This window comes from Arthrobacter pasteuri (assembly GCF_054510955.1).
Window position 1 is genome coordinate 680,603 of record NZ_JBTNDO010000001.1, and the last position, 16,744, is coordinate 697,346.

Annotated in this window: 12 protein-coding genes and 1 tRNA gene; 6 read left to right on the forward strand and 7 right to left on the reverse strand. The window is 70.6% G+C overall.

Annotated features, from left to right (window positions below):
• The first annotated feature begins 85 nt into the window (after nucleotides 1-85).
• From ACX80H_RS03250 to ACX80H_RS03270, 5 genes are all read left to right on the forward strand, one after another.
• Nucleotides 86-170: transfer RNA gene (locus tag ACX80H_RS03250), tRNA-Leu, on the forward strand.
• A 371-nt stretch (nucleotides 171-541) separates the two neighbouring features.
• Nucleotides 542-2,254, forward strand: coding sequence for an ABC transporter substrate-binding protein (locus ACX80H_RS03255; protein ID WP_459310975.1), 1,713 nt, complete (start codon nucleotides 542-544; stop codon nucleotides 2,252-2,254).
• A 95-nt stretch (nucleotides 2,255-2,349) separates the two neighbouring features.
• Complete coding sequence (locus ACX80H_RS03260; RefSeq protein ID WP_459310976.1) at nucleotides 2,350-3,843, forward strand: malate:quinone oxidoreductase; 1,494 nt, start codon at nucleotides 2,350-2,352, stop codon at nucleotides 3,841-3,843.
• A gap of 51 nt (nucleotides 3,844-3,894) precedes the next feature.
• Nucleotides 3,895-7,170: an efflux RND transporter permease subunit gene (locus ACX80H_RS03265; protein ID WP_459310978.1), complete on the forward strand. Its 3,276-nt coding sequence runs from the start codon at nucleotides 3,895-3,897 to the stop codon at nucleotides 7,168-7,170.
• A gap of 144 nt (nucleotides 7,171-7,314) precedes the next feature.
• Entirely contained in the window at nucleotides 7,315-7,821 is a 507-nt protein-coding gene (locus ACX80H_RS03270) for a MarR family winged helix-turn-helix transcriptional regulator (RefSeq protein WP_459310979.1), read from the forward strand.
• Between the two features lie 60 nt (nucleotides 7,822-7,881).
• Here ACX80H_RS03270 and ACX80H_RS03275 read toward each other — a convergent pair whose 3' ends face one another.
• On the reverse strand, nucleotides 7,882-8,685 hold the full coding sequence (locus tag ACX80H_RS03275) for a transglutaminase-like domain-containing protein (RefSeq protein WP_459310981.1): 804 nt from the start codon (nucleotides 8,683-8,685) through the stop codon (nucleotides 7,882-7,884).
• A gap of 121 nt (nucleotides 8,686-8,806) precedes the next feature.
• On the opposite strand from ACX80H_RS03275, the gene ACX80H_RS03280 reads away from it, so the two are divergent.
• Nucleotides 8,807-9,727, forward strand: a complete 921-nt coding sequence (locus tag ACX80H_RS03280) for an oxidoreductase (protein WP_459310983.1) — start codon at nucleotides 8,807-8,809, stop codon at nucleotides 9,725-9,727.
• Between the two features lie 3 nt (nucleotides 9,728-9,730).
• Here ACX80H_RS03280 and ACX80H_RS03285 read toward each other — a convergent pair whose 3' ends face one another.
• The 6 genes from ACX80H_RS03285 to ACX80H_RS03310 form a co-directional block, all read right to left on the reverse strand.
• Nucleotides 9,731-10,516: a hypothetical protein gene (locus tag ACX80H_RS03285; RefSeq protein ID WP_459310985.1), complete on the reverse strand. Its 786-nt coding sequence runs from the start codon at nucleotides 10,514-10,516 to the stop codon at nucleotides 9,731-9,733.
• Nucleotides 10,517-10,671: 155 nt separating this feature from the next.
• Nucleotides 10,672-11,844: a cysteine desulfurase family protein gene (locus tag ACX80H_RS03290; RefSeq protein ID WP_459310987.1), complete on the reverse strand. Its 1,173-nt coding sequence runs from the start codon at nucleotides 11,842-11,844 to the stop codon at nucleotides 10,672-10,674.
• A complete protein-coding gene (nadC, locus tag ACX80H_RS03295; RefSeq protein ID WP_459310989.1) occupies nucleotides 11,841-12,764 on the reverse strand; it encodes a carboxylating nicotinate-nucleotide diphosphorylase in 924 nt (307 codons plus the stop codon). Before nadC ends, ACX80H_RS03290 begins: the two co-directional genes overlap by 4 nt.
• Nucleotides 12,761-14,449, reverse strand: coding sequence for an L-aspartate oxidase (gene nadB, locus ACX80H_RS03300; protein ID WP_459310991.1), 1,689 nt, complete (start codon nucleotides 14,447-14,449; stop codon nucleotides 12,761-12,763). The genes nadC and nadB overlap by 4 nt, the downstream gene beginning before the upstream one ends.
• Nucleotides 14,446-15,726 carry a quinolinate synthase NadA gene (gene nadA / locus ACX80H_RS03305; protein WP_459310992.1) on the reverse strand — a complete coding sequence of 427 codons (1,281 nt, stop codon included), beginning with the start codon at nucleotides 15,724-15,726 and terminating at the stop codon, nucleotides 14,446-14,448. The genes nadB and nadA overlap by 4 nt, the downstream gene beginning before the upstream one ends.
• A gap of 87 nt (nucleotides 15,727-15,813) precedes the next feature.
• Nucleotides 15,814-16,560: an NUDIX hydrolase gene (locus ACX80H_RS03310; protein WP_459310993.1), complete on the reverse strand. Its 747-nt coding sequence runs from the start codon at nucleotides 16,558-16,560 to the stop codon at nucleotides 15,814-15,816.
• Nucleotides 16,561-16,744: the final 184 nt, after the last annotated feature.

Consider the following 16,744-nt stretch of genomic DNA (forward strand, 5'->3'; position numbering starts at 1 on the left):
AGGGACCGGCGCCGGGATCGAAGGCTGTGCCGCTTTGGCGCTAGAGTGAAACCCGAAGGATGCCCTCCTGCTGGACGGCATCCGGGCGCGAGTGGCGGAATTGGCAGACGCGCTGGATTTAGGTTCCAGTGTCTTCGGACGTAGGGGTTCAAGTCCCCTCTTGCGCACCACGAAACCAGGAGCACCCGGGCCGCAATCCCCGGGACCGGCCCTCCAAGCCCTGCCGGGCAGCGCGCCCGGCAGGGCTTTTTCGTGCGGAACGGAGCTTTTTCGTGCGGAACCCATCCAACGCTCGACGACGTCCGAAGTACCTCCGACATCGACACGATGGGGAGCCATCGATGTCCCTGGTCCGTTCCTCTAACCCGGGCCGGGGGTCACCGACGGACCCTCCCGCCCTCGGGCGAGGGGGTCCGTCCCCCCGTGCTCATACACCGCCTTCCTGAGTGGCGCGGACAGGACCATCGCCTAGACTTGGGCTTTCCAGACACCCGGCTCCCGAAGAACCGGGAATCCCCCTGCCTTTCGGAGATCGAAGCCTGTGAAGACCCCTGCCGCGCGCCGCACCCGCGGACGGGCCCGCCGCCGCGCGACGCTGGCGGCGGTGCTGGCGGCCCTGGTCCCGCTCGTCGCCTGCACACCGGCCGAGATCGCGCCACCGCAGCCGTCGGCGACCGCCACGACCGTGCCGGGCGCCTCGACCTTCACCTTCGGGACTGCCGCCGAGCCCCGCACGCTGGACCCCGCGCTCGCCGACGACACCGAGTCCTACCGCGTGAGCCAGCAGATCCTGCAGGGCCTCGTCGGCGTCGACCCGCTGACCTCGGAACCGACAGCACTGCTGGCCGAGTCCTGGGACGAGCAGGACAGCGGCCGGGCCTACGAGTTCACACTGAGGGACGACGTCGTCTTCTCCGACGGCCGACCGTTCGACGCGGAGGCGGTGTGCGCCAACTTCGATCGCTGGTACTCGCTGCCGGAGAGCGCCCGCTCCGGCACCTCCCGCCTTCCCTTCGAGAGCGTGTTCAAGGCCTTCTCCGACCAGCCCGACGTCAGTCTGTACAAGGGGTGCACGGCGACGGCGGAGCACACCGTCCTCCTCCGGCTGAACGGGCGGATCACGGGCCTCATCCCGGCACTTGCGGCTCCGGCGTTCGCCATGTCATCCCCCGCCGCACTTGAGGCGGGGGCGGCGGACGACCTCAGTGAGTCCCGCGGCGGGGCAGCTGTCTCCCGCTACGGGCAGGCACCCGTGGGGACGGGCCCGTTCCGGCTCGTCTCCTGGGACCAGGGCAACGTCGAACTCGAATTCGTCGAAGGGTACTGGGGTGAGCGGGGCGAGGTCGACAGGGTGGTGTTCACGACCATCTCCAACCCCGATTCCAGGGCACGGGCGCTCACGTCCGGGCGGATCGACGGCTACGACTTCGTCTCCGTCGACAGTGCCGTCGACCTCGCCCGCAACGGACTCCAGTTCCTCCAACGCGACCCGTACTCCGTGCTGTACCTGGGGATGAACGCGGACTTCCCCGGCGTCGACGACATCCTCTTCCGCCAGGCCGTCGCGCACGCCATCGACAAGGACGCGCTCATCGACGGCCGCTTCCTGAACGGGACCAAGCCGGCACGCCAGTTCGTCCCGGAGAAGCTCGGGGTCAGCAACGACGACGTCGAGGACTACGGCTACGATCCCGACCTCGCGCAGGAACTGCTGACGGAATCCGGCTACGACGGACGGGAGCTGCCCTTCTACTACCCGCGCAACGTGTCCCGCGCCTACCTGCCGTCGCCGGAGAAGGCCTACGCCGAGCTGAGCCGCCAGCTGACGGCGGCAGGGTTCAACATCAAGCCCGTGCCGATCGAGTGGAGCGACGGCTATGTGGCGACGGTCCAGGAGCCCGGCGCGAGGGCCTTCCACCTCCTCGGCTGGAGTGGCGGGTACCAGGATCCTGACAACTTCGTCGGCGCCCTCTTCGGCAGCTACAACGACGAGTTCGCCTACGAGGACCCTCAGCTGTTCAGCAAGATCAACCGGGCACGCGGCCTGCCGAACGGGGAGGACCGTACGGCGGCCTATGGCGACATCAGTGCGCAGATCTCCGACCGGATCCCGGCCGTACCGCTCGCCTTCCCCATCTCCGCGCTCGCGATGAGCGCGCGCGTGACGGCCTACCCCGTCAGCCCCGTTCTGAACGAGGTCTTCAACCGGATCGACCTCGCGGATGTCGAGCCCCGGCCCGCCCCGTCGGAGTGACGCCGGGCCAGGTCGGAGGATGCCGCGCTGATTTAAGTAAGGTCACTACCAGCCGCTAGGCTTTCCCTGCTAGAACCTCGCGACTGGAGACCACGTTGACCACAAACAGCCAGGGCACACCCGCCACGTCCACCGACGTCGTCCTGATCGGCGGCGGGATCATGAGTGCCACGCTCGGCGCCTTCCTCCGGCAGCTCCAGCCCGAGTGGGACATCTCACTCTTCGAACGGCTCGACGTCGCCGGTCTCGAGAGCTCGGACCCCTGGAACAACGCCGGGACAGGCCACGCGGCGCTGTGCGAGCTGAACTACGCTCCCGCCGGCAAGGACGGTTCCGTCGATCCGGCCAAGGCCGTCGCCATCAACGAGCAGTTCCAGGTCTCACGCCAGTTCTGGTCGCACATGGTGTCCGAGGGGCACATCGGCGATCCGCGCACCTTCATCAATCCCGTCCCGCACATGAGCTTCGTCTGGGGCCAGGCCAACGCCGACTACCTGCGGAAGCGCTACGAGGCGCTCAGCCCGCAGCCGCTGTTCAACACGATGGAACACAGCGAGGACCACGACACCATCGCCGGCTGGGCACCGCTGGTGATGAAGGGCCGCAACCCCTCCCAGCCCGTCGCTGCGTCGCGTGTCGCGGGCGGGACGGACGTCGATTTCGGTGCCCTGACCCGCCAGCTCACCGGCTACCTCGAGGGAACCGGCGTCGACCTCCACTACGGCTTCGACGTGCTCGACGTCGCGCGCGCCTCCGACGGCCGGTGGGACGTCAAGGTCAGGAACAGGGCGACGGGCCAGACCACCACCGTGACCACGAAGTTCATCTTCATCGGCGCCGGCGGCGGGGCCCTGCACCTTCTGCAGCGCAGCGGCATCCCCGAGGGCCGCGGTTTCGCGGGGTTCCCCGTGTCGGGCCAGTTCCTGCGGTGCACCGACGCCGAGCTGGTCAGCCAGCACAATGCCAAGGTGTACGGCCAGGCGTCGGTCGGCGCTCCCCCGATGTCCGTGCCTCACCTGGACACCCGCTTCGTCAAGGGTGAGCGTTCGCTGCTCTTCGGCCCCTACGCGGGCTTCTCCACGAAGTTCCTGAAGCGGGGCTCCTACCTGGACCTCCCCGGCTCCATCCGGCCGTCGAACCTCGTGCCGATGCTCGCAGTGGCCAAGGACAACATGCCGCTGACCAAGTACCTCATCACCGAGGTCCTGAAGAACCGCGAGGCCAAGAACGAGTCGCTCAACGAGTTCCTCCCGTCGGCCGACGGCGGCAAGTGGGAACTGATCTCTGCCGGGCAGCGTGTACAGGTCATCAAGAAGGCTCCGAAGAAGGGCGGCGTGCTGCAGTTCGGCACCGAGGTCATCACGTCGTCGGACGGCTCGGTCGGTGCGCTGCTCGGAGCATCTCCCGGCGCATCCACCGCTGCCCCGATCATGGTGGAGCTTCTGAAGCGGTGCTTCCCCGCCAAGATGTCCGACTGGGAGCCGAAGCTGAAGGAGATGCTCCCGGGATACGGCGTTCGGCTCAACGAGAACCCGTCACTGGCCGCCGAGGTGCTGTCCCTGACCGATCGGGTCCTCAAACTCAAGTAACGACGGCGGAGCCGGCCAGCCGGGCGACCGCCAGCACCGAAGGCAGGTTCCTTGTTCCGTCTGGCGCAGCTCTCCCTGGGCAACAGGGCGCTCATCGCGCTCATCACGATCTTCGCTTCGGTCTTCGGGGTCATCACCCTCGGATCCCTGAAGCAGGAACTCATCCCGTCGCTCGAGTTCCCGCAGATCACGGTGCTGTCCACGGTGCCGGGTGCCTCGCCGGAGTACCTCGACCAGCAGGTCAGCGAGCCGTTGGAGGCTGCGCTGAGCGGCGTCGAGGGCCTCGAGTCGTCGTCGTCCACCTCACGGACCGGGGTGTCGACCGTCAGCCTGGTCTTCGTGTACGGGACAAACCTGGACCGGGCGCGCGCGCAGGTGGATCGGGCCATCTCGACGGTACGCCCCGGCCTCCCGGAAGACGTCGAACCCCAGGCCCTCGCCGGCAGCATCAGCGACCTGCCCATCGTCTTCATGGCGGTGTCCTCGGACCAGTCCCTCAGTGAACTGAACGGCGACCTCGCCCGGCTGACCGTTCCTCGCCTGCAGAAGATCGACGGCGTGAGGACCGCGGACGTCTCCGGCGGGAGCACCCAGCATGTCGCGATCCTGCCCCGGGACGGCGCTCTCGAGGACGCGGGCCTGACGGTCGGTGACCTCGCCGGGACACTCGAGGACAACGGCGCCCTGTTCCCCGTCGGAAGCCTCGAGGAGGCCCCCCGGTCCCTGACCATCCAGGCGGGCAGCCAGATCGGATCGCTGGAGGACATCGAGGCGCTCCCCGTCCTCCCCTCCTCGGAGGAGGCGGCTCCCGGCACAGCGACCCCCGGCACCCCCGCGGGCCCTGGCACTCCGGCGGCCCCGGGTAGCCCGGCGGCCCCCTCCACCCCGGCCAGCCCCGACGCACCGTCACCCGGCACCCCGACGGCCCCTGCTCCCGGCACCGTCGTCACCATCGGCCAGGTCGCCGAGGTCAGCCTCGCCGATGACGAGCCCACCTCGATCGCACGGACCAACGGGATCGAGACGCTCGCGCTGGCGGTCACCAAGGTCCCCGACGGCGACACCGTGGAGATCTCGCAGCAGATCGTGGATCTCGTCCCCGACCTCGAGGCCGAGCTCGGCAATGCCGCCGACATCACCGTGGTGTTCGACCAGGCGCCGTTCATCGAGCGCAGCATAGACGACCTCACCACCGAGGGCCTCCTCGGACTCGGCTTCGCCGTACTGATCATCCTCGTCTTCCTGCTGTCCGTCCGGTCGACGCTGGTCACCGCGATCTCGATCCCCCTGTCGCTGCTCGTCACCTTCATCGGGCTCTACATGGCCGGCTACTCCCTCAACCTGCTGACGCTCGGCGCACTGACCATCGCCATCGGACGCGTGGTGGACGACTCGATCGTCGTCATCGAGAACATCAAGCGGCACCTCGGGTACGGGGAGGAGAAGCGGGAGGCGATCCTGACGGCGGTTCGTGAGGTGGCCGGCGCCGTCACCGCCTCGACGCTCACCACGGTAGCCGTCTTCGCGCCGATCGCGTTCGTCGGCGGGCTTGCCGGGGAGCTCTTCCGGCCCTTCGCCGTCACGACGGGCATCGCGCTGCTGGCGTCGCTCGCCGTGTCGCTGACCATCATCCCGGTGCTCGCCTACTGGTTCCTGCCGCGGACGACGCCGCGTCGGCACGAGCCGCGCCATACGGCCGCCGCGGTGCCGGAAGCGGCCGGCGGGAGTTCCCCGGCAGCCTCCTCGCCCGAGCGTCCATCACTCCTGCAGCGTGGCTACCTCCCGATCCTCGCCGGGACGCAGCGGCACCCCGTCATCACGCTCATCGGCGCCGCGATCGTCCTCGGCGGCACGGCGGCGATGATCCCGTTCCTTCCAACGAACCTGCTCGGCGGGTCGGGGCAGAACAGCTTCTCCATCACCCAGACCCTGCCGCAGGGCTCCAGCCTCGGGACGACCGCGGAGGCCGCCGGCCGGACGGAGGAGATCCTGGCGGACAACCCCGACGTCCGGGACGTCCAGCTGACGGTCGGCAACCCCGCGAATGCCTTCGCTGCACGGTTCTCCGGGGGCGCCTCCGTCGCGACCTTCACCGTCATCACGCGCGAGGACGCCGATCAGGAAGTACTGCAGGAGTCGGTCCGCCGGGACCTCGAGGGACTCGAGGACGCCGGCACCTTCTCCCTGTCGAGCCAGCAGGGCGGCTTCGGGACCTCGAGCACCATCGACATCGACATCACGGCTCCCGTCAGTGCGGACCTCGACACCGCCAACAGCGCCGTGCTCGACGGGATGGCGGGGCTCGAGGGCGCTGGTGAGGTGACGAGCAACCTGTCGGCCGCGCAGCCGCAGGTCCAGATCGACGTCGACCGCGCCGCCGCGGTCGCGGCGGGGCTGAGCGAGGGCCAGATTGCGGGACTCCTCGGCGGCAGCATCAGCCCCGTGCCAGGGGGCACGGTGCGCTTCGAGGCGGAGGACCTCCCGGTGCTGATCGGCGAAGGTACCCCGATCACGAGCCTCGGCCAGCTCCGCGACCTGCGGATCCCGACGGCGCGGGGGCCCGTTCCGCTGACGGACGTCGCGTCGGTCGAGGAAGTCCAGGTGCCGCTCTCGGTGACGAGCTCCAACGGGGAGCGGACGGCCAGGGTGTCCATCACCCCGTCGGGGGACGACCTCGGAACCCTCACCGCAGCGGTCAACGAGCGCCTCGCCGACGTCGAGCTGCCCGCTGGGGCGACCACGACGGTCGGCGGCGCCTCCAGCCAGCAGGCCGAGTCCTTCGACCAGCTGTTCCTGGCGCTCTGGGCCGCCGTCGCGATCGTGTACGTCATCATGGTCGCCACGTTCAAGAGCCTCGTGCAGCCCCTCATCCTGCTCGTGTCGATCCCCTTCGCCGCCACGGGCGCGATCGCGCTGCTGCTGATCACGCGGATCCCGCTTGGGCTGCCCTCCCTCATCGGGATGCTGATGCTCGTGGGCATCGTCGTCACGAACGCGATCGTGCTGATCGACCTGATCAACCAGTACCGGCAGCCACGCGGCGGGTCCCCGGGCCTGCGCGTCGCCGATGCCATCCGCGAGGGCGCACGCCAGCGGCTCCGCCCGATCCTCATGACCGCACTGGCGACCATCTTCGCGCTCACTCCGATGGCCCTCGGCCTGACCGGCGAAGGCGGCTTCATCTCGCAGCCGCTGGCCGTCGTGGTGATCGGTGGACTCGTCTCGTCCACGGCGCTCACGCTCATCCTCGTCCCGGTCCTGTACCGCCTGATCGAGGGCCGTCGCGAAGAGCGCGCGCTGCGCAGGGCGGCGACCGGCGGCGTGTGACTCCCCGTCCCGGGCTGGCGGCGCGGGCGAGCAGGACCGGGAAGCGGGACGGGCGGATGGGACCGGCACGGGCGGGACCGGCGTACAATAGATGCAAAAGCATCGAAATTGCCGGCTGCGCCGGCAGGAGGCCGGATCACAACCATGGCTGACCACGGAGAGACCGCCGCCGAGCGGGCAGGACACTCGTCATCGGGTGCGGGCGGCACGGCAGTGCCCTCCGCCCGCGAGGCGTCGGAAGCGTGGGAGTCGCTCTTCCGGGCGCAGGTGGCCGTGATGCGGCGCATCCGGCAGGATCCGGTGTTCCGGGAACTGCCCATCGGGGAATACGACGTCCTCTTCAACCTGAGCCGCTGCCCCACGGGCTGGACCCGCCTCAACGAGCTCAACAACTCCCTGCTCATCAGCCAGCCCAGCCTGAGCCGCATGGTCGACAGGCTCGAGGCGAAGAACCTCATCCGGAAGCGACCCGCCGAGTCCGACCAGCGGGGTGTCGAACTGGCGCTGACGGACGAGGGCAGGGCACTTCAGCGGCGCATCGGTTCCGCGCACGTGCACCGCATCCACGAGGTCCTCGCGCCCGCCCTGGGTCCGGTGGAGCTGGAGCAGCTGAAGGCGCTGACGGACAAGCTCACCGCCGGACTGCAGTAACCGGCCCGGCGTCGGCCTGCAGGAGCCTGCCCGGCGTCGACCTGCCGTGGCCGGACTACGTCAGCGCAGGGAGAGCAGCGCGTCCGCCTGCTCCAGCGGGAGCTCATCGACCGTCGCGGTGACGGACAGTCCGGACAGCTGCAGCGACCCGCCGACCGTCGAGAGGAACGCCGTGTCGGCTGCATCGCGGCCCGTCGCGATGCGCAGCATCGAGGCGCGTGGGGCGAGGCCCGTGGCATCCACCAGATGCCAGGATCCGTCGACCCAGGCCTCGACCACGGCGTGGAAGTCCATCGGGCTCAGCCCCGGCGCGTAGACGGACGCGAGCCGTGCGGGGACATCCCGGGCCCTCAGCAGTGCGATCAGTAGGTGCGCGTAGTCCCGGCAGACTCCCCTGCGGGCCAGGAGGGTGTCCACGGCGCCGTCGGTGAAGCGGGACGAACCCGACACGTAGGACAGCTCGTCCGCCACCCAGTCCCGCATACCCTGGACGAGCGCAGCGCCCCGCAGGGCGGGCAACACTGTGTAGGCCGTCGGCAGGATCCTGTCCGACTCGCAGTAGCGGCTGGGCCGCACGTACCGCACCAGGTCGACGTCGTCCCCTGGTGCCGGTGCGACGGTGCCCGTCACCGTCGCCCGGTAGCGCACCTCCAGCGCTGACGCCTGCGGCGTGCTGAGCAGGTGCAGCCGGCTCCCGTCCCTGTCCTGCCGTTCACGGATCTGCGCCGGCTCACCGTCGACGAGCACGGTCAGGTGCTCGTCGACCGCCTGGTACGCCTCAGGGTTCGCGACGGCGATGGACAGGACCACCTGGGTACCCGCGATCGTCGTAGCACTGAGATCGGCGGAGACGGTGCGTTGCATGGTTCGTTGCTTCCGGTAGGCGGTGGGATCGCCTACAACTCTAAGCTGTTGGAGGCGGCGGTCCTCGACGCCGGTCGGGTACTCCCCGACCGGGCAGGACACGCTGCAGGGAAGGAATACCATGAGCGATTTTTCAGCGGACGCCATCGGCGATCTGACAGGCGAACGCGTGGTCATCACCGGCGCGAACAGCGGCATCGGACTGCAGACCGCCGTGCAGCTGGCCAGGAAGGGCGCCGAGGTGGTGCTCGCCTGCCGCAACGAGGAGCGCGGCCGCGATGCGGAGCAGAAGGTACGCTCCCTGACAGGTAGCGGCCGGGTCGTTCTGCGCGTCCTCGACCTGGCGAGCCTCGAGTCGGTCCGGACGTTCGCGGCCGGCATCACCGGCCCGGTCTCCATCCTCGTGAACAATGCAGGTGTCATGGCGACGCCGAGGTCGACGACGGCCGATGGCTTCGAACTGCAGTTCGGCACCAACCACCTGGGACATTTCGCACTGACCGGCCTGCTGCTGGAGAATCTGCACGATGCCGGGTCCGCCCGCGTGGTCACCCTCTCCAGCATCGCGCACAAGCGGGGCCGCATCAATTTCGACGACCTCCAGTCGGAGCGCGGCTACCGCAGGTGGGCCGCGTACAGGCAGAGCAAGATCGCCAACCTGTACTTCATGGTGGAGCTCGACCGGCGTGCGCGGGCCGCGGGCTGGGACCTGACGTCGGTGGCCGCCCACCCAGGCCTGGCGAACACGAACCTGACCGCGAGCATGCAGGTGCCCGCAATGCTCGACGTCCTCGGCGGGTTCGTGAAGCTGATGAGTCAGTCCGATGCCGCTGGGGCACTACCCACCCTCTATGCGGCGACCTCACCGGAGGTTCGGGGCGGGGACTACTACGGTCCGTCGGGCCCCGGGGAGACCCGCGGCGCTCCGCGGCTCGTCGCTCCCGTTCCGCGTGTCCTCGACCGGGACATCGCGGTGCGGCTGTGGAACCGCAGCGTCGAGTTGACAGGTGTCGACTACGGAGCCCTGCACCCCGTGGGATGACCCCTACCCGGCAGCGGCGGCACCGACCCGGATGGACCGGATCATCTCGCTGATCGTGGCGAACTCCGGGGTGTCGAAGTAGGCCTGGGCTTCCCCCAGGGTGCCGAAGGACAGCGTGCCCGGCCCCGTCTCGGCCGGGGCCTTCGGGGCCAGCACCTCGAGGTCCCCGAAGCTGAACCGGCCGAGGGTTCCACTGCCCTGGACGGTGTTGGGCAGCGCGCAGGCGAGTCCGTCCGCTCCCCCCACCTCGTCGGTGATGCCGTAGGCGCCGAAGAAGCGGAACCCGGTGATGAGCCTGACCACGAACCGTGGTTCGATGCCGGTGCCGGCCGGCGGTAGGCCGACGTCGAGGGGCTCGCTCCGGAGGACATGGTAGGGCGTCCGCTCCGCATCCGTGCAGGGTGCTGCCGGGCCGGCGATCCCCGGGTGCAGCTCCGCGGCGATATTTCCCTCGGAGGTGCGGACAGCGTAGTGCAGCGAGCCGGGCGCATAGTCCCCCGCCTCGTGCTCCAGCGGCTGCACCACCCACGCCTCCGGCAGTTCGAAGCTCACGAGCCGAGCCGGATCGGCGAAGACCTTCCATCCGTCCCGGGGCTCGCGCAGCGGTGCGGCCGGCTCGGCCGACGTGGCAGGGGCGGGATCGGAGGTACCGGTGGAGGGCGCGCCGGTCGCGCTGCCGTCCCCCTCCTGCGTCCCGGCGCAGGACGCCGGCAGGAGAGTGGCGAGGGCGGCCGACGCGAGAAGACCGAGGACGCGCGTGCGCCCCCGGCGGGCGGTTCCGTAGTCCATGGCGTCCCTCCGTGGCGTGGTGCCGCCAGTCTAGGGGTTCCGGCGGGAGCTTTCGGACTCTCACGGAAGGCCCGGCGCTACGGAATCGCGAACCTCGTCATCGCGGCCGCGTTCCTTGTCGTCCTCGTCACCTGGGACCTCGCAGCCGGCGGCCCCTACGCGGGCAGCGCGGCCGGACCGGCGGGTGTCGCACCCAGGGAGCGGACGGCGCTGACCGACGCGACGACGGCGCGGGCCGCCTCCTCGAGGTCCGCGCGCGTCGTGTCCTGGGTCCAGGACAGCCGCACTGCGCTGTAGGCGGTTTCGTCGTCGAGGCCGAGGGCACGGAGCACGGCGGACGGCTCCGAGGAACCCGCCGCGCAGGCCGAACCGCTCGAACACACGACGCCGCGGCGCTCGAGTTCCAGGAGCACGGACTCACCGCTGACTCCGGGGAAGCAGAACGAGGCAAGGTTCGGGAGGCGGTGCTCGGCATCGCCGGTCAGGACCGCACCGGACACGCCGTCCAGGACGGCGGCCGTGAACGCGTCGCGCATCGCGCGGGCCCTCTCGGCCGCGACCGGCAGGGCGCCCTGGGCGAGTTCCAGCGCGCGCGCCAGGCCGACGGCCCCGGCCACGTTCTCCGTGCCGGACCGGCGCCCCCGCTCCTGGCCGCCACCGTGCAGCACGGGTTCGCAGCGCGTGCCCGCCCGGAGGTAGAGCAGGCCGATACCCTTCGGCGTCCCGAGCTTGTGCCCCGAGATGCTGAGTGCCGTGACGCCCAGGTCCCCGACGTCGAGGGGCAGCCACCCCGCCGCCTGCACGGCGTCGGAGTGGAAGGGGACGCCGGCCTTCCGACAGACTGCCGCCAGCGCGGCGATGTCCTGGACGGTCCCCACCTCGTTGTTCGCATACATCACGGTGCAGAGGGTCGTCCCGTCCTCGAGCGCGGCCTCCAGCTCGGCCGGTGAGATCCTGCCGGTCGAGGACACGGGCAGGCTCGTGATGCGGAACCCGTGGAAGTCCCGGAGGTAGGCCAGGGCTTCCAGCACCGCCGGGTGCTCGATCGGACTGGTGACGATGTGCCGGCCGCGCGGCGAGGCCAGCGCGATGCCCTTGAGGGCGAGGTTGTCGGCCTCGGTGCCGCCCGAGGTGAAGACGATCTCCGAGGCCCTGCAGCCGAGCAGCGCGGCGATCCTCGAGCGGGCGCGGGAGAACTCGGCCGCGGCAGCCTCACCGTAGGCGTGGTGGCTGGAGGGGTTCCCGAAGGTGGAGGTCAGCAGCGGCCACATCTCCTCGAGGACCTCACGCCGAGCGGGCGCCGTGGCGGCGGCGTCGAGGTAGATCATGCCCGCCCCGTAGGGGTGCCCGGGGGAACGAAGTCCAGGCCGAGGTCGAGGGACCTCACACTGTGCGTCAGGGCCCCCGCCGAGATGATGTCCACGCCGGTCGCCGCGATGGCCGCTACCGTGTCGAGGCGGACGTTCCCGCTCGCTTCGACGAGTGCACGTCCGCCGACCCGGCGCACACCTTCCGCGAGGTCGTCGAGCGGGAAGTTGTCCAGCATGATGGTGTCCACCCCGGCGGCGAGCACCGGCCCGATCTGGTCGAGCCGGTCCACCTCGACTTCCACGTGCACGGTGTGCGGCAGCCTGGACCGGACCGCCAGCAGCGCGTCGGTGAGCGCCGCGGGCCCGTCGACGGCGAGCAGCGCCAGGTGGTTGTCCTTCACCATCACGGCATCGGACAGGCTGGACCGGTGGTTCGAGCCCCCGCCGCAGCGGACGGCCCAGCGCTCGAGGACCCGGAGGCCCGGGATGGTCTTGCGGGTATCGACGATGCGGGCACGCGTACCACCGGCCGCGTCCACGAAATCGCGCGTCATGGTGGCGATCCCGCTCAGGCGCTGCGTGATGTTGAGTGCCGTCCGTTCCGCCGTGAGGATGCCCGCCGCCGGTCCGCTGATCTCCGCGAGGACGTCGCCGGCGTCGAATCGGTCCCCGTCGGCCCGCGGGAAGGTGACCTCGATGCGCGGATCCGTGAGCCGCAGGGCGGCCTCGATGGCCGGCGTACCGCAGAGTACGCCGGGCTCGCGGGCCGTCACCGCCGCCGTCGTCCGCAGATCGGGGTCGATGAGCGCCTGGCAGGTGATGTCGCCCCACGGCGCGTCCTCGGCGAGTGCGGCGGCGACGATGGCGTCGATGAGGTGCTGCGGGGGTCGCGCCGGGCCCGCTTCGGTGCGCAGGGGGCTGCTGGCGGTGGAGGTCATGGCGTTCCTTCGGGGGCTCGGACGTAGGACCGGCTCGGGGCGGGCGGGCCGGCAGAGGTTTCGGGCTGGTCGGAGCGGTAGTGCGCTCCGCAGGATCCGGTCCGGTTCGCGGCCGAGTGCACGAGCAGGCGGGCACACAGCAGCAGGTTCGCCGTCCCGGGATCGGTGTCGCTGCGGTAGGAGGCGAGGTGCTTGCGTGCGATGTCGAGGCCGCTGCCCGTGCGCAGGACTCCCGCGTGGTCGGACATCAGCGCCTGCAGGTCCCTGCGCGTGAAGGACTGCGTGCCGGTCTCCTCCGCGTCGAGATCGAGCTGCTCGGCGTCGAACGCGGGCACCCGTCCCCCGTCGATGATCGCGGCCGCGCACCGTGCGCCGAACGCGGGCACCCGTCCCCCGTCGATGATCGCGGCCGCGCACCGTGCGCCGAACACGACCCCCTCGAGGAGGCTGTTGGAGGCGAGCCTGTTGGCGCCGTGCACGCCGGTGCGGGCTACCTCCCCGACGGCGAAGAGGTTCGGGACCGAGGTGCGTCCGTCCGTGTCGGTCCGCACGCCACCCATCCAGTAGTGGGCCGCCGGCACGACCGGTACGACGACGGCCGACCAGTCGTAGCCGTGGCGCGCGGTGAGGTCCGTGAGGGAGGGGAAGCGCCGCGCGAGGAACGTGGCACCGAGCGCCGTCGCATCGAGGTAGACCCGGTCCCGGACATCGGCGGTGCCGGAGGGCCGGCGTGCCAGGTGGCGTGCGATGCTGCGCGAGACGACGTCGCGAGGCGCGAGGTCACCGTCCGGGTGGTAGTCCGCCAGGAAGCGGCGTCCATCGGCATCGACGACGTGAGCGCCTTCACCGCGCACGGCCTCGGAGATGAGCGGGTTCCCGGGGACGTCGAGGGACGTCGGGTGGAACTGGAAGAACTCGAGGTCGGTGACTACCGCGCCGGCCCGCCACGCCAGTGCCACGCCGTCGCCGGTGGCAATCGCCGGGTTCGTGGTGTGCTCGAAGAGCTGCCCCGCTCCCCCGGTCGCCAGCACGACGGCGTCGGCTCCGATCCGGTGCGCGGCGCCGCCCTTCAGCACCTCGATGCCGGTGGCGCTTCCGGCGTCGTCGAGCAGTATCCGCGTCACGACGCCGTGCTCCACGACGCGGATCCCGGCGTCGGCGTGCACGGCGCCGACGAGTGCGTCGACGAGGCCGGCACCGGTCGCGTCGCCCCCGAGGTGGAGGATCCGCGCCGCGGAGTGGGCGGCCTCGCGCCCGCGTGCCGGCGACGAGGGCCGGCCGGACGCGCGGTCGAAGACGACCCCGGCCCGCTGCAGGGCATCGATGCCTTCGGCAGCGCCCCGGCAGAGGACGTCGACCGCCCCCGGGTCGGCCAGGCCGGCACCCGCAGCGAGGGTATCGGCGATGTGCGCCTCGACGGAGTCCTGCGGGGTGGCCGGGCCAGGCTCCGCTGCGCCGGCTGCAACCGCCGCCTCCGGGAGGACCGCTGCGATGCCGCCCTGCGCGTACCGCGTGTTGCTCTCGGTGAGCGCGGCCTTGGACACCAGGACCACGTCGCAGCGCGGATCGAGCCGGCGCAGCACCAGCGCGGTCTGCAGCCCGGCGATACCGGCTCCGACGACCACGACCCGTCTGGACGGGCGATCGACTCGTGCGTCGTGCGGGGCGGGATGGGCCTGCGTCACGGCTGGACCGCGAGCATTCGGTTCAGGGCCACGCGGGCGGGCTCCGCGACGCTGTCCGGCACGCTGATCCGGTTGAGCACCCGGCCCTCGACGAGCCCTTCCAGCACCCAGGCGAGGTAGCCCGGGTGGATGCGGTACATCGTCGAGCACGGGCAGATGACGGGGTCGAGGCAGAAGATGGTGTGCTGTGGGTACTGGGCGGCGAGCCGGTTCACCATGTTGATCTCCGTGCCGATCGCGAAGGTGCTGCCCGGGGCGGCCGCATCGATCGCCTTGCGGATGTAGTCGGTGGACCCGGATTCGTCGGCGGCGTCGACCACGGGCATGGGGCACTCGGGGTGCACGATCACGCGTACACCGGGCAAGTCGGCGCGCGCCTTCTCGATCTGGGCTACGGTGAAGCGCTTGTGGACGGAGCAGAAGCCGTGCCACAGGATGACCCGGGAGTCGTGCAGGGTCTGCTCGTCCGTCCCTCCCCAGGCCTTTCGGGGGTTCCACATCGGCATCTGCTCGAGCGGCACTCCCATGGCTTTCGCCGTGTTGCGGCCCAGGTGCTGGTCCGGGAAGAACAGGACGCGCTGGCCGCGCTCGAACGCCCATTCCAGCACCGCGGCGGCGTTCGACGACGTGCAGACGATTCCGCCGTGCTCACCACAGAATCCCTTCAGCGCCGCGGAGGAGTTCATGTAGGTCACGGGGATGACGGGCTGCCGGCCGCCGGCGTCGGGCTCCGAACCGAAGAGCTCCGTCAGCTGGTCCCAGCACTCCGACACCGAGTCGATGTCGGCCATGTCGGCCATGGAGCAGCCGGCGGCGAGGTTGGGAAGGATGACGGCCTGCTGCGGTGTGGAGAGCATATCCGCCGTCTCCGCCATGAAGTGCACGCCGCAGAAGATGATGGCCTCCGCGGCGCTCCGCTCGGTGGCTGTACGGGCGAGCTGGTAGCTGTCACCGACGAAGTCGGCGTACTTCACGACCTCGTCGCGCTGGTAGAAGTGGCCGAGGACGACCACGGAGTCCCCGAGTGCCTCCTTGGCCGCGACGATCCGCCGCTCGAGTTCCTCGGCAGGAGCCGTCCGGTAGGCCTCGGGCAGCTCGCCCTGGCGTGGGGTCGCGGGAGGGGCGGCATCGTGCATCGAGGCGCCGGGCCCGTAGTCGGGCAGGGGAAGGGCGTCGAAGGCCCAGGGGTCCCGCGCCAGGTTCGGCGAGCAGGTCCCCGCCGCGGGGGCCCCTGCCTCGCCGCGTGAGATGAGCTGGATGGCTGTGGTGACGGACAATGCTGCTCCCTGGGATGGGTCCGGCGCGGGTTCGTACCGGAGTCGGGTCGGGGGGGGGGGGGGTGGATGGCGGGGATGGAGGGGCGGCTAGGACGGCGGACCGGCGGACTGCCCCTCGGCGGGGAGCCGGGGTGCGGGGCCGGGGGAAGGAGCTTCGTGGTGCGGACCCGTGTAGGTGTAGAGGCGCGGCGGGCGGTTGCGTCCGCCCTGGAGCACCTCATCGGTGGCGGCGATGTCCCTTGCCGAGCGGAGCTGGCGCCGGAAGTTCGCCGGGTCGAGGTGCCTGCCGAGCACCGCCTCGTAAACGCCCCGCAACTGCGCGAGCGTGAACCGCGCGCCCAGGAAGTGGTAGGCCACGGAGCCGTACTCGATCTTGCCGCGGAGCCGCTCGAGGGCGTAGGTGACGATCTCGTCGTGGTCGAAGGCGAGCCCGGCGGCGTCGGAGGCCCGGAACCATCGCACGTTCTCGGACTCGCGGGCGAGATCGGCCTGTTCCGGCCGGACGAGCGCCCAGTAGACGATCGACACGAGGCGCTGCGTCGCTGATCGGTCGAGCCCCCCGAACGCGTAGAGCTGCTCGAGGTAGGTCGGCTCGAGCTTCGTGGTCTCCCGCAGGTTCCGGGCGGCTGCGTCCTGGAGGGATTCCCGGCCGCCGAGCGGCCCCCCGGGCAGTGCCCACTTGCCGAGGTGCGGTTGCCGGACGCGCCGCACCAGGGGAAGCCAGATCTCGGGACGTCCGGTCCCGGGGTCCGTGCGGAGCGCGAAGATGACCGTGGAGATGGCGAGAGACGGCGCCTGCGCCTGGCGCTCCGAGACGTTGGCCGAGCTGTACATGTCGGCCTTCCGTCCGAGGAATGAGGTGCCCGTTGTTAGGGTCAAAATGACTATAACTCATCGGACGCCCGTGCCCTAGCCCTCCGTGCGCCGGAAGCGAGACCCGGAGACGTGCGCCGGGTTGCCGCCCACGGCAAAAGTGTCTAAAGTCACAGGCGTCGGCCGTCCAGGCCGCGCGGCGGGG